The organism is Acidisoma sp. S159 (assembly GCF_009766125.1).
In the GTDB taxonomy this organism is placed as follows: domain Bacteria; phylum Pseudomonadota; class Alphaproteobacteria; order Acetobacterales; family Acetobacteraceae; genus Acidisoma.
On record NZ_LMUG01000045.1, the window covers coordinates 112,312 to 131,561 of the forward strand.

Here is a 19,250-nt window from a genome sequence, read left to right on the forward strand (position 1 = left end):
GGTTCAGACTCATCCAGAAGGGTCTCGAGCTAGCCAAGCGGGGCCGGCGGAGCGGCAGCGCCAAAATGAAGCGGTGAAGAAATGCTTTCCGACTCGGCGGACGCGCGATCAACTTTCCGCACTGCATATTTCACGCTGGCGTTATAGTCATCCAAAAGCGGCAGCGACATGGCAAATTGGTAATCAGTCGTCTCGCGAGATACCGCCAAGGCGATCCCATGACGCAGGGTTGCGGAATCCGCAGCCTTCGCGGTCAGCACCGCGCTTTGCGGCGGTCGCCGCGCGGCTCATCCTAAGGACATGGGCCTGACTTTGCCGGTAGCCAAATCCTCCCCGAACGCACCCAGTTTTCGCGTCATCGCCCTCATTGTCGCGGTCGCGCTGTTCATGGAGCAGTTGGACGCGACGGTGATCTCGACGTCCTTGCCGGCAATGGCCCGCAGCTTCGATGTCAAGCTGCTGCACATGAGCGTGGCGCTTACCTCCTATCTGCTCAGCCTGGCCATTTTCATCCCGGCGAGCGGGGTCATCGCCGACCGTTTCGGCACCCGGCGCGTCTTCAACGGCGCCATCATCCTCTTCACTCTGGGCTCCATCCTCTGCGCCCAGGCGCCGAGCCTGTCGCTGCTGGTGGCCGCTCGGGTCATCCAGGGGGCGGGGGGCGCCATGATGATTCCGGTCGGCCGCCTCATCCTGCTGCGCGCGGTACCGAAGAAAGACATGGTCTCGGCGATGGCCTGGTTCCTGATCCCGGCGCTGATCGGGCCGGTGATCGGCCCGCCGCTCGGCGGCTTCATCACCACCTATCTGTCCTGGCGCTGGATCTTCTACATCAACATCCCGATCGGCGTGCTTGGCGCGATCCTGTCGACCCTATTGATCCCCGATATCCGCGAGGGCGGCGGCCTGCGGTTCGATCTGCCGGGTTTCCTGCTCTCCGGCGTCACCCTCGCCTGCCTCACCTTCGGCTTCACGCTGGCGACGCGCGGTTCTGACACGCGGGAGGGGATCCTCCTGCTACTCGGCGGCATCCTCGGCGGCGCAGCCTATATCCTCTACGCACGTCGCCGCTCCAACGCGATTCTGGATCTGCGGCTGATGCGGATTCAGACCTTCCGGGTCTCGACCATAGCCGGCTCCCTCTCGCGCATCACCTGGGGCGCGGTGCCGTTCCTGCTGCCGATGATGATGCAGCTCGGCTTCGGCTTCAGCGCCGCGCAAAGTGGCCTGATCACCTTCACCACGGCGGCCGGCGCGATGGTGATGAAATTCGTCGCCGGGCCAATTCTAAGGCGCTTCGGCTTTCGCAATACGCTGATCTGGAACCAGCTCCTCGCCACCGCCTGCATCGCCGCCTGCGCCACGTTCCAGCCTGGCACACCGATGCCGCTGATCTACGCGGTGCTTCTGGTTGGAGGCTTCTTCCAGTCGCTGCAATTCACCGCCTACAACACCATCGCCTATGCCGACCTGCGGCCCGAGCGCATGAGCGCCGCCACCGGCTTCTACACCGTCTTCCAGCAATTGATGCTCTCGCTGGGAATCTGCCTCGCCGCCGCGGCACTCTCCGCGACATCGAGCCTCGCCGGGCGGCATGTCCCGGACCTCGGCGACTTCCACATCGCCTTTCTCGTGGTCAGTGCGGTGTCGCTGCTCTCGGGGCCGTTCTGCGCCCGCTTGCCCGCTACCGCGGGTGCCGAAATGAGCGGGCACCGGGCCGCCTGAGAAGACTCTAAAACTCCCCCGAAACCGCCGCAAAGGCGCGGCGGCCCGTCAGAACGCGCCGATAGACCCGGTCATACTCCGCCGCCATCGCCGCTGTGTCGTAAGTGACGCCCTCGCCCTCCTGCCACCGGCGCACCTCCTTCCGGGCGCGCGTGAACTCCGCCGGCTTCGCCGCCAGACTCTGCAGCCGGGCGAGAAGCTCCGTCGCCGCGCTCTCCACCGGCATCAGCCAGCCGCCACCCTGCCGAGCAATGCGCTCCGCGACCGCGCCAATATCGAGCGCGAGCACCGGCAGACCACAGGCCCACATCTCGGTCAGCGTGTGACTCCAGGTCTCCGCCCAGATCGAGAAGATCGCGCCGAGATGCGGGCGGATCTCGGCCGCGCGGGCGGCGAATTCGTCACGCTGATAGCGACCATGCAGCACGACATTGGCGGAAGCACTGACAATCCCGGGATCGCCGAGGATATGGAATTCCACGCTGTCCCCAGCCATCACCGCAAGCTCGTTCACCAGATGCGAGCCTTTGGCCGGCGAGAGATTGCCCGGCAACAACACCCGCAGCCGCTCGCCCTTGGCGGGGACGCTCGCGACATTGGCCATCGCCTCGAAGGACCGGCCGTGCGGGATAACGTCGAATCCCTTGGCCGCGACAGCCGGAAACGCATCTGAGACAATCCCCGCGGCCGATGCGGACGTCGTCACATAGGCGTCGCAAGCCGCGAGCGAGAGCCGCATCTTGTCGCGCCAGCGATGAACGAAGCGATGCTTGAGATGCGGCACCTCGGACGCCGGCCAAAGCTCCGCCTGGCAATAGCCATCGCCTTCCGTGCAGCGCCCGGCGCAGAAGCGGCGGTTCTCGTCGAGCAGTTTGACGGTGGGACAGACGGTGTAGAAGTCGTGGAAGGACATCACCACCGGCACGCCGAAACGCTGCGCGACGCGCGGCAGGTCGATGCTATGCCAGCCCAGGTGGCGGATATGCACAAGCTCGATCGCGCGGCGCAGAAGAATGCCACCGACAAGCTCGTCGTAATCATGGGAGCGGTGGTCAGCCATCTTGATCGGCTGCGGCAGCTCCAATGTCTCGACAGGTCGCGCGAAACCGTCCTCCGCGCGATAGAGCAGCAACCTCTCCGCATCGCAACGCAGCAGCCAGGCGTCATAGCGATCCGCGAGCGCCGCCATGAGGTCACGATTGGTCTGCGGCGTGCCGCCCGTCTCGGTCGACACCACGAAGAGCACGCGCGGGCGGATCGATTCCCGCTTGAGCCGGGCGGCTCCCGCCTGCATCCGCCACCGCGCCGCCGCGATGAGCGGATCGCGCTTCATCGCATCCACCAGCGCGCCGTATTCCGGACAGCGCACATCCAGCGTTTCGCGCGCCCGCAGGATTAGCTCGCTCTGAGCCTCCTTGAAACTCGCGGAACGCTTGTGGAAGACCAGCGTGCGGTCATCCAACACGTGAGTCCAGCCGAGCCCCCGCGCACGCAGGCAAAGGTCGTTCTCCTCCCCATAACCACGTGGGAAAGCCGCCTCGTCGAAACCACCCGTCTCGTCCAGACAATCACGCCGCAGATAGAGGCAGAAACCATGGCCAGTCGGCACCGTCGGATAGAACGGCCCGGCCCCCTGAGCCGCCAGCCGCGCGGCGGTTTCGATCGTGCCGCCCGCCAGCGCATTGTCGGTCCCCGAATGCGGAAAGGAGAAGATGCCCGCGTTGGTCGACATCGGCGTCGCCGAACCGTGCCTCGGGTGGCTGTAGGCCGCCGCGCGCAGCCCCTCCAGCCAGCGCGGTCCCACCGCCGTATCCGAATTGAGCAGCACGACATCGTCTCGCCCCGCCAGGGCAATGCCATGGTTGCAGCTACGGGTGAAACCGCGATTCTCCGCGCTGCGATGGATCTCGACCCCGGCTCGCCCTTCGTAGCGCGACAGCGCTTCCCTCACCGCCGGATCGGGGCTCGCATCGTCGAGCAGGATGAGACGCGCCGGCAGGGTGGTCCAGGCCACCAGGCTCTCCAGACACAGCGCCAGATCCTCGGCCGCGTTATAGATCGGCACGATGACCGCGATGCCCCGCGCGGCAAGGGACGGAATGAGATGCGGCACCAGCCCGCCACGCGACGCCTGCGGGACGAGTTCGGCCTCGACCACGCCACGCAACAGCTTGGCCGAGCCGAGCGGCCGGGCAGCTAGTTGCGTACGGCCACCCTCCGACGGCGTAAGACCAAGCGGCAGACGAAAACCGCCGATGGTTTGCGAAATCCGCTCTCGCTTCAGATCGATGCGCGCCCGATCCGCGCTCACCGTCGCGAGCGGCGTATTATCCGCGAGAATCTCGATGTCCAAGGCGAGATCGGGAAACTCTCGGGCCACGGCCCAGCCGTGCAGCCGGCTCTTGTCGATCTTCTCGACCCGACCCGAAACGGCCGGCGCCAGATCGGCATCCAGCGCGACCACCGCGCGGTCGTCGCAGATCAACTCGTAGCGATGACTGCCCCCGTCCAGCAGAAACAGGTTTGGTTCGCGCGCGGCGATCCTCGTCAGCAAGGCGCGGAGCGGCAGATGGAAGCCGAAGGGCTGTGTTCGGGCCGCCTCGAAGGGCAAGTCGCCGCGGGGCACGTCGAGTTTGAGCGGCACATCAAGCCAGCCGTCGAAACGCAGCACCGGCGCTTTGCCGGAAATCCGCAGCGCCGGATCGAAGATCCAGCCCCAAACACCGTCCAGGCCGACATGCTCGATCGTGCCGAGCGGTTCGAAGGGCGCATGGCGGACGGTGGCAAGCGAGAAGGCCAGCGGCGCCAGCCCATCGGCCGAGGTGGTGATCCCCGCTTCCGCCGGGAGTTCGCCGTCGACCGGTGCGACCAACTGGAACGCGCAGGCGCCAAGACCCGTCTCGGTGAGGTCCGGCCGCGTGTGATAAGCGCGAAGCGGCAGTTGCGCGCCGTCCCATAAAGTGACGACCGCGGCCGGCGGAGGCCTGACGCCGCCTGACTCCGCAAGCCAGCCCGTGAGAAGGACAAAACCCTCCCCGGTGAACACAGCGTCGAGATTGCCCTTCAGTTGCTTCACCCAACCGCAATATCTGTACGACTCGCCGTCCATTACCCGATCGGAACATTATTGTGCAAGTGCGAACTAAGCACCTAATGCTTTTTCGGGACGAGGCCCGGCCAGTGCAGCCGTGATTCCGCCTGTCTTCCGCCCTAATCAGTCGCTTGAATGATATCTTCGACCAAAAAAAGGACTACCCCCTGTGTCGCAGCGACTGATCGAGCCGATGCCGGATGGCGGGGTCGCTGCTGCGGAGGCTCTGGCAGGTGGCGCCTCGCCACCGGTTTTGCTGCCACAACGGCGGCGCCCAATCTCCGACACCCTCGCTATTCGCGCCCGAGAGCTTTGCACAGCTCATCCAATCCTCGTGACGGTTGTGTTGCTCGGCCTGTTTTCGCTGCTGCGACTTGCGCTCTATGTGCTGATCGCTGATGGCCACGGCGGCTTCGCCCACGCGATCTGCAAATATGACTGCTACTGGTACCAGGACACCGCGCGGCACGGCTACGACCTCACCTCACGCGGCGATACGGCCGGCAATACCGCCAACTGGGCCTTCTTCCCGCTTTACCCGATGCTGCTCGGCATCTTCGCGGCGCTGCGGCTGAGCGACGCGGCGCTGACCGCCGCCGGCGTGATGCTCTCGACCGCCTGCTTCATCGCCTTCGGCACCCTTGGCGCCCTCTACCTGCGCCACACCGCCACCGATCGCACGAAAGCCGAAGGCTTCGCGCCCCTCCTCGCCTGGCTCGGCTTTCTCACCCTCTGGCCCGGCACGCTGTATTTTTCGATGCCCTATTCCGAGGCGCTCTACGCGCTGCTGATGACGGCCTCGCTCTTCGCCCTCATTCGCCAGCGCCCGGTAGGCTCCGCGATCGGCTGCGCTCTGCTCGATGCCACGCGACCGACCGGCCTGCTAATGGTGCCGGTGATCGCCGTCGAGCGGCTGCGCATGCTCTGGGGCGCCTGGCACAGCGGCGCTTTGCGGCGCGACCCCATCGGCCACGCCGCCGCCCTCATTCTACCGCTGGCGATCGCACCACTCGGCCTCGTCGGCTTCGTCGCTTATCTCTATTGGCATGTCGGTGACGGCCTCGCCTTCGGGCATGTCCAGGCCGCCTGGCATCGGCATTCCCTCCCGCCCTGGGATTTCCTCTGGGAGGGTTTGGTGGCTCATGACTGGTCGCAGGTTTTCGCCTCGCCCGCCCATGAAAGCCTGTCGGTCGAGGCGGCGGTAGGCATCCTCGGTCTGGTGCTTGCGCTCCGCCAGGCACTGGTGGGTCGCTACGCCGAGGCCTGGCTGATCGGCGCCAGCATCCTGATGGCGAGCACGGCCGGCCTGCAATCCCTCCCGCGATTCCTGCTGACCAACCCGATCACGATCCTCGCGCTATTCCGCATCCTGCGCGGCAGTTTCTTGCCCCGCGTCTTCTGGGGAGTGACGGTGGCACTCGGCGCGTTTCAGCTTCTCATGATGCTAGGCTGGTACACGAATGCGCCGATCCTTTCTTAAATCCCCCAAGCGCCCGCTCGCCGCTGGCGCCTTGTGTCTCGGTCTCGCGCTGATGGGTGGGGAAGGCGCCGTCATGGCGGCGGCACTCTGGGCGCCGCAGGTCAGCCCGCAATACCGCGCAGTCTATATGACGCGCAGCCAAAGCTGCTGGCTGCCGCCGGAGGAACAGGCGGCGGCGCGTGCCGATCCGTATCTCGCGCAACGCTCCGGCACCCTGCGCATCGACCAGCTCGATCATCGCGAGACCTGCAGCCTGCTACCGGAAGGCTGGGCGCTCGGCACCCGCCGCACGCCCAATGGCCAGGTCTTCATTCGCACCGGGATGGCGCGGATCGTTCTTCCCGTGCAGCCCGGCCAAACCGCGGCGGAGCTTACGCTGGAAGGTTACGCACCGCCCCGCATCGCCAACCGCGTCTCATCCGTGGTTATTGAGCCTGAGGTGGATGGCGTCTCCGCTCTGCCCATCACTCTGCGCGTCGGCCAGAGGAGAGTGCTGACCCTGCCTTTGCCCGCCACCGGCCCTGACCGGCCGCGCCTCGTCACCATCACCCTACGCGCGCCTCAGCCCGAAGCGCTGCACGCCCTGAATATGAGTGACACGCCGCAATATTCCGGCGCGATGCTGTGGAGCATCGACCGCAGATAGCGGCGCCGCAGCACATGGGTCGAGTTCATGTCTGCTCGCGCCGCCGCACCTCGACGGTGCGGTGAACGCCGACATTCAACGCTTATTGCCGCGAAGCGGTCAGACTCAACCAATATCGATGAGAACGGCGCCATCCTCGACACGGACGGGATAGGTTCGCAGGTTCACGCAGACGGGCGCACCCTTCGCGTCACCGGTACGATAATCGAAGCGGCCGTTATGTTTCGGGCATTCGATGATGTTGCCCATCACCAGCCCATCCGCGAGATGCACCTTCTCGTGGGTGCAAAGCCCGTCCGTCGCGTAATATTCGTCGTCCTCGCTGCGATAGACGGCGAAGGTGCGTCCCGAATGGTCGAAGCGGATCACATCCTCCGCCTCGACATCATCGGTCTTGCAGGCTTCCACCCAGCTCTTCTCGGCCATTGGACCCGTTTTCCTCGTCTGTCTTGATGTCGGAGTTTAAGCAGCAATCGGCTGGGCGGTAAGTTCCTCAGCCGAACGAGCATTCGCCGGCAGGACGCGCACCACATGATATTCGGGGTCGTGACGCTGGCGGAGCACCGCCGGGATGATCTCCCGATAAGTCTCCAGCAGCCCATGATACGGCGGCGGCGTATCGCCCTTGATCGCGGCATGCAGCCTCGGCAGCGCGTGATAGGGAACCATCGGGAACATGTGGTGCTCCACATGGTAGTTCATGTTCCAATAAATGAAGCGGAAGATCGGATTCATATAGACCGTGCGGCAGTTCAGCCGGTGGTCGAGCACATCCTCCGCCAGCCCCGCATGCTGCGTCAGGCCGAAGACCAGGTAGAGCCAGGCGCCGTAGAAGGACGGCAGACCCACCAGCACCAGCGGCATCCAGCTATGCAGGACGAAGGACAGCGCGATCACGCCGAGAATGATGACGGCCCAGATCCGCGCCGTGCGGAACACCTTCGGCTGCTCCATCTCGGGAATATAGCCGCGCTCCTCAGGCGTCAGGTAGCCAAAGGTGTGGATCGCCACCTCGCGCAGCTCGTTGAGGCCGCTGTTGATGGCAAGAAAATTCGAGAGCAGGCTGAGCATTTTCGGCGGCCTCGGCACACCGATCTCCGGGTCGCGCCCGACGATGATCGTATCGGTGTGGTGGCGCGCGTGGCTCCAGCGCCAGCAGGTCGGCTCGCGCAGCACCATGAAAGAGGCCATCTGATAGATGACATCATTCATCCAGCGCGTCTTGAACGCCGTGCCGTGCCCGCATTCGTGCCAGCGGCTGTCGGAGGCCGAGCAATACAGGACGCCATAGACCGCGAAGAACGGCACCGCCCACCAGCTGCCCCAAAGGGCGATGCCGAGGCCGCCAAACACGGCCAGCGAAGCGAACCAGATCAGCGTGTCCCGGATGGCCGGGCCATCCTTGCGCTTCATCAGTTCCTTCATCTGCTTCCGCGCCACCGGCGAGGAATACCAGACGGCGGAGGCAAGCCCTGCCTCCACGGCGGCACGTCCCTGAGGCCCGGAAAGACTATAGTCGCGAACGACTGCAGACATCGGCTGCTCCCTCTGATCAGGCTCTATGAACCCGTTGCCGCAGCTTTAGCCTAACCCGGCCGAGGATCTCAACGCCTTGCGATAATTCCTAGCAAATTCTATCATGACCGCCTGCAAGCCGAATGAGAGAATGAGCATGGCGATAGCATGACGCAGCGAGCGACGATCAGCGATCTGGCACGCGCCGCGGGTGTCAGCGTCGCGACCGTGGATCGGGTGCTGAACCAGCGCCATCCGGTGCGGGAGGACACTGCCAACCGCGTGCTGCGCGCCGCCGAGTCCCTCGGCTTCCACGCCGCCGCCCTCATGCGCCGCCGGGTCGAGGGCGAGCTGCCCGTGCGCCGTCTCGGCTTCCTTCTCCAGCGACGCGCCACCAGCTTCTACCAGCAGCTCGCGCAGGCTCTGACTTCGGCCACCGAAGCGGCCTCCGCCATCCGGGGCCGGCCGATCGTTGCTTTCATGGAGGAACTTACCCCCAGCGCGGTTGCCGCCACGATGAAGGAACTCGGGCCAGGGGTTGATGCACTCTGCATTGTCGCCCTGGACCATCCACATGTCTCTGAGGCGGTGGCCTTGCTGCGCGAACGCGGCGTCCCCTGCTTCACCCTGCTCTCCGATGTCTCCGCTGAGGGCCGCGCCGGCTATATCGGCCTCGACGGCCGCAAAGTGGGGCGAACCGCCGCCTGGACCGTCGCGCGAACCGCGCGCCGCCCGGGCTCGGTGGGCGTCGTGCTCGGCAGCCATCGCTACCTCGGCCAGGAACTCGCCGAGATCAGCTTCCGCTCCTATTTCCGCGAGCATGCCCCGGCCTTCACGCTGCTGGAAACGATGATCAACCTGGAGGACCCGCATATTGCCCAGGAAGCGACCATCACCCTGCTGCGGCGCCACCCGGATCTCGTCGGCCTCTATGTCGGTGGCGGCGGGGTGGAGGGAGTGATCCAGGCGCTGCGCGACGCCCCGCCGGAACAGCGCCCGACCCTCGTCTGCAACGAGATGACCCCGGAAACCCGCGCCGCCCTCATCGACGATATCGCGACGCTGGTGCTCAACACGCCCGTAGGGCCTTTGGCCGCGCGATGCGTCGAGGCCATGGTAGCGGCGATTGGCGCGCCACTGCCTGCCTCGCCGAGCCAGATCCTCTTGCCCTTCGAGATATTCGTGTCCGAGAATATCCCCTGAACAACCCCTCGGCCGCCCCTTAACAGGATGCGGATCCCCGGCTGCGGAATGGGCAGCCCCACGCCTGTCTGCTAATCTGGCACTAACCCAAAACAACCGCACGGGAGTGAGCACATGCTCGATACGGTCACGACGCTGCCGCTGAAGGACAGCACGCTGCTACGGCAGGCCAACCTGCTCGACGGCAAATGGATCCAGGCCGACAGCGGCAAGACCATGGCGGTCACCAATCCGGCGACGGGCGCCGTCATCGGTCACGTTCCCGTCTGCGGCGCCGATGAGACGCGCCGCGCGATCGAGGCCGCGAACCGGGTGCAGCCCGCCTGGCGCAAGCTTCTCGCCAAGGAGCGCGCGGCGATCCTGCGCAGGCTCTTCAACCTTATGATGGAGAACCAGGAAGACCTGGCGACCATCATGACCGCCGAGCAGGGCAAGCCCCTCACCGAAAGCCGTGGCGAAATCGCCTATGCGGCGAGCTTCATCGAGTGGTTCGCTGAAGAGGGCAAGCGCATCTATGGCGACGTGATCCCCGAGACCGGCCCAGGCCGCCGCATCCTGGTGACCAAGGAGCCGATCGGCGTTTTCGCCGCCATCACGCCCTGGAACTTCCCGGCCGCGATGATCACCCGCAAGGCCGGTCCCGGCTGGGCCGCTGGTTGCACCGGCGTCATCCGCCCGGCGAGCGAGACGCCCTTCTCCGCCCTCGCCCTCGGCGTCCTGGCCGAGCGCGCCGGCATGCCCGCCGGCGTCTGCAACGTGCTGACGGGTGCGAGCCGCATCATGGGCGCGGAACTCACCTCCAACCCGCTGGTGCGCAAGCTCACCTTCACCGGCAGCACGGAAGTCGGCGCTCAGCTCCTCGCCCAATGCGCGCCCACCATCAAGAAGACCAGCATGGAACTCGGCGGCAATGCGCCGTTCATCGTGTTCGACGATGCCGATCTCGATGAGGCGGTAAAGGGCGCGATCATCTGCAAGTTCCGCAACACCGGACAGACCTGCGTCTGCGCGAACCGCATCATGGTGCAGGACAGCGTCTATGACGCCTTCGCTGCCAAGTTCAAAGTGGCGGTCGAGGCGCTGCAGGTCTCCGACGGCATGGTGGCCGGTGCAACCCAGGGCCCGCTCATCAACAAGGCCGCCGTCGAGAAGGTCCAGGAGCATATCGCCGACGCGGTGAGCCATGGCGCGACCATCGTGACCGGCGGCAAGCCGCATTCCTTGGGCCACACTTTCTTCCAGCCCACGGTGCTGGCGAATGTTCCACGTGAAGCAAAAATCTTCTCGGAGGAAACCTTTGGGCCAGTGGCGCCGCTGTTCCGCTTCAAGACCGAAGAGGAGGCGATCAGGCTCGCCAACGACACGGAGTTCGGTCTCGCGGCATATTTCTACGCGCGGGACGTCGGCCGCATCTTCCGCGTCTCCTCGGCACTGGAATACGGCATCGTCGGCATCAATGAGGGCGTCATCAGCACCGAGGTCGCGCCTTTCGGCGGCATGAAGTCCTCGGGCCTCGGCCGTGAGGGCAGCAAATACGGCATCGAAGACTACCTCGAAATCAAATACATCACCCTCGGCGGCCTCGGCGGCTAAGGGCTCCAGTGGCGACTCCCCTCCCCGCAAGGGAGGGGATGGGGGTGGGGAAGGCACCCACCAGCGTGGCTCTGGAGCGGAGTTTCTTGGTTTAGCCGTGCTCATCCCACCACGTCATGCTCGGCGAAGGCCGGGCATCCACGCCTTTCCTTGCGGGACGAAGGCAAGGCGTGGATGGCACGCCTTCGCGTGCCATGACGGATGTTTGGGTCGCGGTTCTGTATCAGATCAGCACAATCTGATCCTTCCTCCGAGGAGGGATCGGCTTACCCACAAACCAAAAAGGCCCACCGGTTTCCCGGGGGCCTTTCCATATCCACCAATCCGCGGAGCCGCGCCCCGCAGCGAAACCTTAGGCCGCGGCGGCCTTGCGGGCCTGGGCGCGCTCAAGACGGCGCTTGAGGATTTTCGCCTCAGGCGTCAGCTGGCGCGAGGCCGTGGTCAGCAGGAAGTTGTCGATGCCGCCATTGTGCTCAATCGTGCGGATACCGTTCGTGGTCACCCGCAGGCTGATCGGCGCGCCGAGAATATCGGACATCATCGAGGTGTCTTGCAGATTTGGCAGGAACCGGCGACGCGTCTTGTTATTCGCATGGCTGACATTGTTGCCAGATTGCACAGTCTTGCCAGTGATCTCGCAGCGACGGGACATCAGAAACCTCAAAACAACAATCGGGGCGCGTGCGTGCTTAAATCTCACGCCCGCCACCCGGGAGAGGCGGGCTTATCGCCAAAGCACAGGCAAAGGTCAAGCGCATAGCCTGCCCGTCAGGCGTGTCCATGCGGGACATTGGCCGATCCCATCCCCTCCAACTCGCCAGACGCGACACTCGCCTTGGCGTTGTCGAGCACGGCCATGACCCCCTCGGAGGTCATATGCGCCGTCAGCATCCCCAATGCGCCGCCCAGCAATGCCGATGCGATCGCCACCGCATCGATGTTCTGCTTGGTCATATAGTCGATCGCCTGGTCGACCACGGCCCCGGCATGCCTCAGGTCGGGCGTTGCGCTCTCCAGAGACTCGCGGTCTTCGAATGGCTCGGTCATGTCATTTCCTTCACGTCGGCGCGGCGGTCTGGCGGGACATGCTCGGCGAGGGCCTGCTCGATGGCCTGGCCCTCCTCCTGCTCCGCCTGCGCCGCCCACATCTGGGCATAGATGCCGCCCCGCGCCAGGAGGCTCCAATGGGTTCCGCGCTCGGCGACGCGCCCTTCGTCGAGCACCAGGATCTCGTCGGCATCCACGATGGTCGAGAGGCGGTGGGCAATGGTGATGGTGGTCCGGTCCCGCGCCACCGCCCGCAGCGCGGTCTGGATATCCTGCTCCGTCCGCGTATCGAGGGCGCTCGTCGCCTCGTCGAAAATGAGCACGCGTGGATCCTTCAGGATGGTCCGGGCGATCGCCACGCGCTGCTTCTCGCCACCGGAAAGCTTCAACCCACGCTCGCCCACCTTGGTCTCGTAGCCGAGCGGCAGCGTCAGCACGAAGTCATGCACCTGGGCAAGGCGCGCGGCCCGCTCGACCTCCTCCGGCGTGGCGCTGGGCCTGCCGTAGGCGATGTTGTAGCGGATGGTGTCGTTGAACAGCACGGTGTCCTGCGGCACCACGCCGATCGCCGCGCGCAGGCTGTCCTGCGTCATCTCCCGGATATCGATCCCATCGATCCGCACCGCGCCCTCGTTCACGTCGTAGAAACGGAACAATAGCCGGGTGATGGTTGATTTTCCGGCACCCGTCGGCCCCACCACAGCGAGGTTGCCGCCCGGCGGCACGGAAAAGCTCACCCCTTTGAGGATTTCCCGCTGCGGGTTGTAGGCGAAATGCACCCCATCGAAACTCACCGTCGCCGCCTTGCCGGCGGGGCTCAGCGCGCGCGCGCCCGGCGCATCCGCGACCTCGGCGCCCACCGCCATGAGCTTGAACATCTGCTCGGTATCGACCAAGCCCTGCTTCACCTCGCGATAGACGAAGCCCAGGAAATTCAGCGGCGTATAGAGCTGCATGAGGTAGGTATTCGCGAGCACAAAGCGCCCGACCGTCATCTTGCCCGAGACCACGCCCTGCGCCGATAGCAGCATGATCGCCGCCAGCCCCATCGCGATGATGATGGACTGCCCGATATTGAGCATGTTGAGCGTCACCTGCGACTTCACCGCCGCCCGCTCATAGCCGGCCAGCGCGCGGTCGAAGCGCGACGCCTCATGCGCCTCGTTCCCGAAATATTTCACCGTTTCGTAGTTCAGCAGGCTATCGACCGCCTTGCTCTGCGCGTCGCTGTCCATCTCGTTCATCGTCCGGCGAAAGCGCACCCGCCAATTCGTGAAGGACAGCGTGAAGACGATATAGAGCGCCACCGCGCTCAGCGTCGCCGCCGCATAGCGCCAGTCGAACAGCCGCCACAGGATGACGGTGACCAGCAGCAGCTCGAACAGCGTCGGAATGATGTTGAAGACGGCGAAGCGCAGCACCTGCTCGATACCCGTCGTGCCCCGGTCGATCGCCCGCGACAGCCCGCCGGTCTGGCGGTCGAGGTGGAAGCGCAGCGACAGGCGATGCAGATGCTGGAAGGTCTCCAGCGCGATCCGCCGCACCGCATGCTGCTGCACTTTCGCGAAGACCGCGTCGCGGAACTCCCCGAAGGCGGCGGAGGCGATGCGCAGCAGGCAGTAGCCGAGGATCAGCGCCAGCGGCACGGTCAGCACCGCCGCCGGCTGGCCGTGCAGATGCTTGGGCGCCAGCCGGTCGATCGCCTGGCTATAGACGATGGGAACGTAAACCGTCGCCACCTTGGCGAGGATGAGGAACAGGACAGCAGCGAGCACCCTCGCCTTCGCGCCCATGTCGCCCTTGGGCCAGAGATAGGGCAGCAGCTTGCGAATGGGGTGGCCCGCGCGGTCCGCCTGCGGGGTCTTGCGGCGCGTGAGGGACATGGCGCCAATGTGGCGTCCCGCCGCCCGCTTGGGAAGGTGGGCTCGAAAGGTGGCTGCATGACGATTGCCCTCGCTGGCCTCCGCCGCCATCTGGCAGCCTGCCGCAATGCTGTCCTGCCGGGCGAGCGCGTCCCGCTCCGCATCGGCACCGAGACGGTCGGCTGGCCGCGACCCGACCTCGCCGCCGCCTTCGCCGACGCCGCTGGGTTGACCCCCGACCCGGACGGCGGCGTCACCCTGCCCAGCACGCGGGCGGCCGAGTTGCCGGCGCTCGCGGAGGGCCTGAGCCGCGACGGCTGGTTCCGCTGGCGGCGCGAGGCTTTCGACGTGCGCGCGTCCGAGGGCAGCCCGGTGCTCACCCAGATCGACCGCGGCGCCCTGCCGAAGTTCGGCGTTTACGCCGAGGGCGTGCATATGAACGGCCTGGTCCGCCGTGCCGACGGCCTGCATGTCTGGGTCGCGCATCGCGCGGCGGATAAGTTGCTGGACCCCAACAAGCTCGACCACATCGTGGCCGGCGGCATCAATGCCGGCATGGGTCCCGATGACACGCTGATTAAGGAAGCCGCCGAGGAAGCGGCGATCTCAGCGGAACTCGCCGACTACGCCCGCCCGGTCTGCCGCATCCGCTACGCGATGGAGCGCCGAGAAGGCCTCCGCCGCGACCTCATCCATTGCTATGACCTCGACCTGCCGGAGGATTTCGCGCCCCAGCCGGTCGATGGCGAGGTGTCGTCCTTCGCCCTCTGGCCGATCGCCCGCGCCATGGAGGCGGTGGCCGAGACCGATGACTTCAAGTTCAACGTCACCCTGGTCCTGATCGACCTCTTCCTCCGCGAGGGCCTGCTCGGCGACGGCACCGAAGCGCGTGGGTTGCGCGAGGCGCTGGACGATCCGAAGGGTCTGGCGATCTAGTGACCATAAGCAGAACGTCTCAAAAGGACACGACAATGAAGATCTACGATTGGCCCACCGGCCCCTATCCGGCGCGCGTCCGTATCGCTTTGGCCGAGAAGAACCTCCAATCGCGCGTGGAGTTTGTGACCGTCGATCTCTGGAAAGGCGAGCACAAAAAGCCCGCGTTTCTCGCCAAGAACTACTCAGGCACGCTGCCGGTGCTCGAACTCGAAGACGGCACCCTCCTCGCCGAATGCACGGCCATCACCGAATATCTCGACGCGGTTGCTGGCCCGCCCACGCTCACCGGCAGGACACCGCTCGAAAAGGGCTTGATCCACATGATGAGCAAACGCGCCGAGCTGGAACTGCTCGACGCCATCAGTGTGTATTTCCACCACGCGACACCGGGGCTCGGCCCGCATGTCGAGCTTTACCAGAACGCCGAATGGGGATTGCGTCAGCGCGACAAAGCCTTGAGGGGGATGCGGTATTTCGACGGCGTTCTACGCGGCCAGCCGTTCATCGCCGGCGAGGTCTTCTCAATGGCCGACATCACGCTCATCGGCGGCTTGATCTTCGCGGGGCTTGTGGACGTGGCGTTGCCCGTGGAATGCGAGGCGCTGAGAGCTTGGTACACAGAGATGCAGGAGCGCCCGAGCGTGAAGAACCGCGTGACGATGTCGGAGAAGGCGGGGGCGCTTGTTTGATTGGGCGATCCGGAAACGGACAATCGGCGCTACAGCCCATACTATGCAACGCAACTTAAGGCGCGGGCTTGACCTCAGGCGGTGACCAATCGCCTCTCTTCACGACGTCCCTGGGCACGTATGTCCGGAACGTCAGCGAAAACAGCTTCCCGGGGGATGACGGAAGCCAGTTGGACTCCGGAACACCGGAAACGGGCCTCGGTCCAATGGCGATGCTCAGGGACCCGTCCGATGCGCTTTTCAGGGGCGAATAACTGTTGAAGTTGAATCGATTGAGCGGGTTCGGCACCACACGATAATCTGGCACGCCGACAAGTATGATCGACCAATACGCGTCGACCACACTGCTCGGCAGCCGGTCCGCCGGAAAATGGATGACGTAGCTTTTGCTCCCGTCGAGCGGCTTGTCATCGGCATCCCGGGTCGCGGCGAAGTAGATGACCTCATCGGTCACGTTGGCCCAGATACCCGCATAGTCGACGGCTGCGCGTAGGCGGAAGTCTTTGCCGTAATTTCCGGTCTGGGCGCCCCCAATCCAGTGATTGCGAAAGGGTGCACTCTTCGTGAAGGCATATTGCTCGAATTCGGGAACAACATGATCACGCAGCTCGCCGGAAAGCGCGGTCCGCGCCTGCGGGCCGGATGCCGCATAGGCGGCGACAGCCCTCACTTTCTGCTGCATCTCGGCTGCGGTAGGAGACACGTCGAGTGCGCTGGCGAAAACCGCATCAACATTGTCGAAGGCCTCCACGCCGGCCAAAGATTTGTTGTCGAACATTGCTATGGTGGGCGACGCCTCGATACGCGGCGTTCCGATCACAGTCACCTTGAACTGCTTTTGCAGCGCGATCGCTCCGGCGGGATCGCCCTTGAGTTCGATCCGACCGAGAAACTTGGCCTTTGCCGAATGCAACTCAATGCGTGTCGCGTCAGCCGGGATGACCACTTTCGACCCGGGCCTCGTGAAAGCGAATTTGCCATAGGGCTTAGAGGGAAAGGTGCGTTCATTGATATTGGCGATGACCTCGCCCCACTCGTCAAGGATTTGAGCCGTGTAATAGCGCTCTTTCACCTTTGGCACTTCGAGGACGACCGCTGAATTGTCGTCGACGGCGAACCACGCCTCAAGATAAGCCACGTCGAAATTCGGGTTCACAAAATCCGATGACCCCAGCGGATTGTATCTGATGACGTTGTAGGAGAAGCCAGCAGCCTTTTCGTCCATTCGCTCTTGCCGGATGACCAGCAGCCTCGAGAGCAGATAAATGTAGGCGTCCGAGACTGTCCCTTCGTCCGGTTTAGCGACCGAATGCGCCATCACCCCGCTCGTCTGTGCGTTCGCGGCGCCGGAAGCCACGGCGAGCACGGACAGCGCGATTGCTCCCGCTCCCAGCTTCGCGAAACCAGCAAAACCTCGGATCGAAACGCGATAGCGATCGGCTAACGACATCTAATTCACCGCCTCAGCCTTTGGAAAAACCCAGGTCCCGTCTATAATATTTTCACGCGGGCGATAGAGGCGCACGAGATAGTTCCAGCCCTTCGTTGTCGGTAGGCAGTTGGCGACCTTCCCGTCACAGCCGCCAAATTGGATGGTGATGGAGCCATCCTCATTTGGCTTGGCGGTGATATTGTTGAGCGTATAGGCATTGAGCCGGTTCGGTTCGAAATACCCTTTGGCGTTGTAGACGCTTACCGACCAGAACCCGTCGACCGGCACATTCTTGACGGTGACCTTGTAGATGGTCGTGCCATCATTTCTAGCGGGAACCTCATTGAGGTAGAAAGCATCCTTTTCCGGATTTCCTCCCCAGGCCGAGGCCGATCCGATCAGGCGGCGCACGGGTTCGACGGAATCTTTGGTGCCGAACATGTGCTTGGTGTCGGGTAGCGTCGATGCGAGAACCAACAGTGCCTCACGCACCTTCGCCTGGCTTGCCTGATCCCAATGCGGCACCTCGAATTTACCTGGGCCGCCGGGTCGCTCGATCTTCAAAGCGTCCTGCAAGGCGTGAACCGCATCCACATCCTTCGGGTCGGATGGATCGATCAGCGTCCTCACGCCAATCAGCACGTAGCGCGTGCCTATCTTCTCCTTAGACAGGATATAGGTGCCAGCACCATAGTCGACCTCGGGGGTATACTGATCCTCATCGATAACCTGCATCGACATGAAACGCTTGCCCGCGTTCGGCATGGTGACGGTGACCGGACCGGCGTCGAGATCGAATACCGCGGCGGAATATAGCGTGTCGCGATTTAGTCGAATGATGGTTTGATTGTCGATCGCGGCCGGTTCCCGACGATGAACGAATTTTCCCAGTCCCCCGTCCTTGACCACATTGCTGAAGTAGAGGTCGCTCTCGGCACGGGGAAAATTATCGGGGGTGACGGGAATCGCGCTGCCCGAGGATTGCGCCAATGCACCGCCAACCAACCCGAACGTCATTACCGTGGAAATTAGGAAGGTTCTGGCTCTCAACGGTGCCTCCTGTCCAGACGTCCAGGAATATCTAGCACAAGACTAGGTCGCTCCTAAACCGCCGGTTTGGTCTGCGCTATTGCCCTACGGGGGGCAAAGCGTTCCCCAAACACCCTAAGGCGGCGCCCAACCTGTCATCACCCCGAGTTGCAGCGTCACGCGCACGCGCCCCTCCTCCGTCACCGGCAGCCGGGACAGCGCCGACGGGAATAGCGCGCGAGGGGGGATCCGGCGGTCGCGCTCGTGGATGGCATTGGACTCGCCCGCCGCCTGAAGGTCGCGCAGCAATGCCAGGGGATCGGCGTAGAGAAGCGTGATTTCCTCGCCATCCGCCACCGGCAGGCCGAAGCCCGCGCGCTGCAACAGCCCCGCGAGATCGCGCAAATCCGGGAATGGCGAAACGCGTGGACTGGCGCCCCCGCGCAATTCCGTCTCCGCCTCGGTCAGCGCACGCCGCAGGCCGTCCAACGTGCCGAGTAGCGGCAGGCTCGCCAGAAACAATCCGTCCGGTTTCATCGCGCGCCGAAGCTGGATCAGCGCGCCCGGAAGATCATTGACCCAATGCAGCGAGAGATTGGCGACCACCAGATCGAAACTGCCGAGCGCGAAGGGCAGAACCTCCTCGTCCGCCGCCACGAACGGCGCGCCGCCAAGCCCCGCCATGGCGAGCGAAAAATCCATCGCCACCGTCTCGATACCCCGCGCCCGCAAACGCGGTGCCACAACACCCCGGCCGCCGACATCGAGCGCGCGTTCGAAATGCCGGGTGGTGTCGTCGAGCCGGTCGAGCAAGCGGTCGGCGACGTCCGAAAGAATATCGGCGACACGCGACACTCTCCCCGCCGCCCGCTCGCGCTGCCGCCGCACGGCGGCACGGTCGAAGATCGCGTGATCGGACAGGCTCTAGTCCTGCCGCACTAAATTGCGAAAAGCACTGACCTTGTAAGCCACCTCGTCACGCTCGGCGAAGGCCGAGCA

The 19,250-nt window shown here is 64.5% G+C and carries 17 protein-coding genes; 7 read left to right on the forward strand and 10 right to left on the reverse strand.

What is annotated here, in order from left to right:
* Positions 1-29 precede the first annotated feature (29 nt).
* Complete coding sequence (locus GSQ92_RS13710) at positions 30-260, reverse strand: hypothetical protein (RefSeq protein ID WP_158800769.1); 231 nt, start codon at positions 258-260, stop codon at positions 30-32.
* Positions 261-300: 40 nt separating this feature from the next.
* Here GSQ92_RS13710 and GSQ92_RS13715 point away from each other — a divergent pair, with 40 nt between their 5' ends.
* Positions 301-1,725 carry a DHA2 family efflux MFS transporter permease subunit gene (locus GSQ92_RS13715; protein ID WP_158800770.1) on the forward strand — a complete coding sequence of 475 codons (1,425 nt, stop codon included), beginning with the start codon at positions 301-303 and terminating at the stop codon, positions 1,723-1,725.
* A gap of 7 nt (positions 1,726-1,732) precedes the next feature.
* On the opposite strand, the gene GSQ92_RS13720 is transcribed toward GSQ92_RS13715, so the two are convergent.
* Complete coding sequence (locus GSQ92_RS13720) at positions 1,733-4,834, reverse strand: glycosyltransferase (protein WP_159013613.1); 3,102 nt, start codon at positions 4,832-4,834, stop codon at positions 1,733-1,735.
* A gap of 151 nt (positions 4,835-4,985) precedes the next feature.
* On the opposite strand from GSQ92_RS13720, the gene GSQ92_RS13725 reads away from it, so the two are divergent.
* Together GSQ92_RS13725 and GSQ92_RS13730 are read left to right on the forward strand one after the other, a co-directional pair.
* The gene (locus GSQ92_RS13725; protein WP_158800772.1) at positions 4,986-6,296 is read left to right on the forward strand and encodes a mannosyltransferase family protein; all 1,311 of its coding nucleotides are present in this window, start codon (positions 4,986-4,988) and stop codon (positions 6,294-6,296) included.
* Positions 6,277-6,942, forward strand: coding sequence for a hypothetical protein (locus GSQ92_RS13730; RefSeq protein ID WP_158800773.1), 666 nt, complete (start codon positions 6,277-6,279; stop codon positions 6,940-6,942). Before GSQ92_RS13725 ends, GSQ92_RS13730 begins: the two co-directional genes overlap by 20 nt.
* Positions 6,943-7,047: 105 nt before the next feature.
* Here the strand turns inward: GSQ92_RS13730 and GSQ92_RS13735 are convergent, their stop codons facing one another.
* Together GSQ92_RS13735 and GSQ92_RS13740 are read right to left on the reverse strand one after the other, a co-directional pair.
* Entirely contained in the window at positions 7,048-7,368 is a 321-nt protein-coding gene (locus tag GSQ92_RS13735) for a MocE family 2Fe-2S type ferredoxin (protein ID WP_158800774.1), read from the reverse strand.
* A gap of 36 nt (positions 7,369-7,404) precedes the next feature.
* The gene (locus GSQ92_RS13740; RefSeq protein ID WP_158800775.1) at positions 7,405-8,478 is read right to left on the reverse strand and encodes a fatty acid desaturase family protein; all 1,074 of its coding nucleotides are present in this window, start codon (positions 8,476-8,478) and stop codon (positions 7,405-7,407) included.
* Positions 8,479-8,625: 147 nt separating this feature from the next.
* Here GSQ92_RS13740 and GSQ92_RS13745 point away from each other — a divergent pair, with 147 nt between their 5' ends.
* Positions 8,626-9,660 (forward strand): LacI family DNA-binding transcriptional regulator, encoded by a 1,035-nt coding sequence (locus GSQ92_RS13745; RefSeq protein WP_158800776.1) that lies wholly within the window; start codon positions 8,626-8,628, stop codon positions 9,658-9,660.
* A gap of 114 nt (positions 9,661-9,774) precedes the next feature.
* Positions 9,775-11,253: an NAD-dependent succinate-semialdehyde dehydrogenase gene (locus GSQ92_RS13750; protein ID WP_158800777.1), complete on the forward strand. Its 1,479-nt coding sequence runs from the start codon at positions 9,775-9,777 to the stop codon at positions 11,251-11,253.
* Positions 11,254-11,605: 352 nt separating this feature from the next.
* Here the strand turns inward: GSQ92_RS13750 and rpmB are convergent, their stop codons facing one another.
* The 3 genes from rpmB to GSQ92_RS13765 all read right to left on the reverse strand — a co-directional run bounded on the left by rpmB (position 11,606) and on the right by GSQ92_RS13765 (position 14,183).
* Positions 11,606-11,905: a 50S ribosomal protein L28 gene (gene rpmB / locus GSQ92_RS13755; protein WP_158800778.1), complete on the reverse strand. Its 300-nt coding sequence runs from the start codon at positions 11,903-11,905 to the stop codon at positions 11,606-11,608.
* A gap of 116 nt (positions 11,906-12,021) precedes the next feature.
* Positions 12,022-12,300, reverse strand: coding sequence for a hypothetical protein (locus GSQ92_RS13760; protein WP_158803740.1), 279 nt, complete (start codon positions 12,298-12,300; stop codon positions 12,022-12,024).
* Positions 12,297-14,183 (reverse strand): ABC transporter ATP-binding protein/permease, encoded by a 1,887-nt coding sequence (locus tag GSQ92_RS13765; protein ID WP_158803741.1) that lies wholly within the window; start codon positions 14,181-14,183, stop codon positions 12,297-12,299. The genes GSQ92_RS13760 and GSQ92_RS13765 overlap by 4 nt, the downstream gene beginning before the upstream one ends.
* A 57-nt stretch (positions 14,184-14,240) precedes the next feature.
* Here GSQ92_RS13765 and GSQ92_RS13770 point away from each other — a divergent pair, with 57 nt between their 5' ends.
* Together GSQ92_RS13770 and GSQ92_RS13775 are read left to right on the forward strand one after the other, a co-directional pair.
* Positions 14,241-15,098: an NUDIX hydrolase family protein gene (locus GSQ92_RS13770; RefSeq protein ID WP_158803742.1), complete on the forward strand. Its 858-nt coding sequence runs from the start codon at positions 14,241-14,243 to the stop codon at positions 15,096-15,098.
* Positions 15,099-15,133: 35 nt separating this feature from the next.
* On the forward strand, positions 15,134-15,790 hold the full coding sequence (locus GSQ92_RS13775; protein WP_158803743.1) for a glutathione S-transferase: 657 nt from the start codon (positions 15,134-15,136) through the stop codon (positions 15,788-15,790).
* A 55-nt stretch (positions 15,791-15,845) separates the two neighbouring features.
* Here the strand turns inward: GSQ92_RS13775 and GSQ92_RS13780 are convergent, their stop codons facing one another.
* The 3 genes from GSQ92_RS13780 to GSQ92_RS13790 form a co-directional block, all read right to left on the reverse strand.
* On the reverse strand, positions 15,846-17,240 hold the full coding sequence (locus tag GSQ92_RS13780) for a DUF1214 domain-containing protein (protein ID WP_216850218.1): 1,395 nt from the start codon (positions 17,238-17,240) through the stop codon (positions 15,846-15,848).
* Positions 17,241-18,272 (reverse strand): DUF1254 domain-containing protein, encoded by a 1,032-nt coding sequence (locus tag GSQ92_RS13785; protein WP_216856827.1) that lies wholly within the window; start codon positions 18,270-18,272, stop codon positions 17,241-17,243.
* A 114-nt stretch (positions 18,273-18,386) separates the two neighbouring features.
* On the reverse strand, positions 18,387-19,172 hold the full coding sequence (locus GSQ92_RS13790) for a methyltransferase domain-containing protein (protein WP_158803841.1): 786 nt from the start codon (positions 19,170-19,172) through the stop codon (positions 18,387-18,389).
* Between the last annotated feature and the right edge of the window lie 78 nt (positions 19,173-19,250).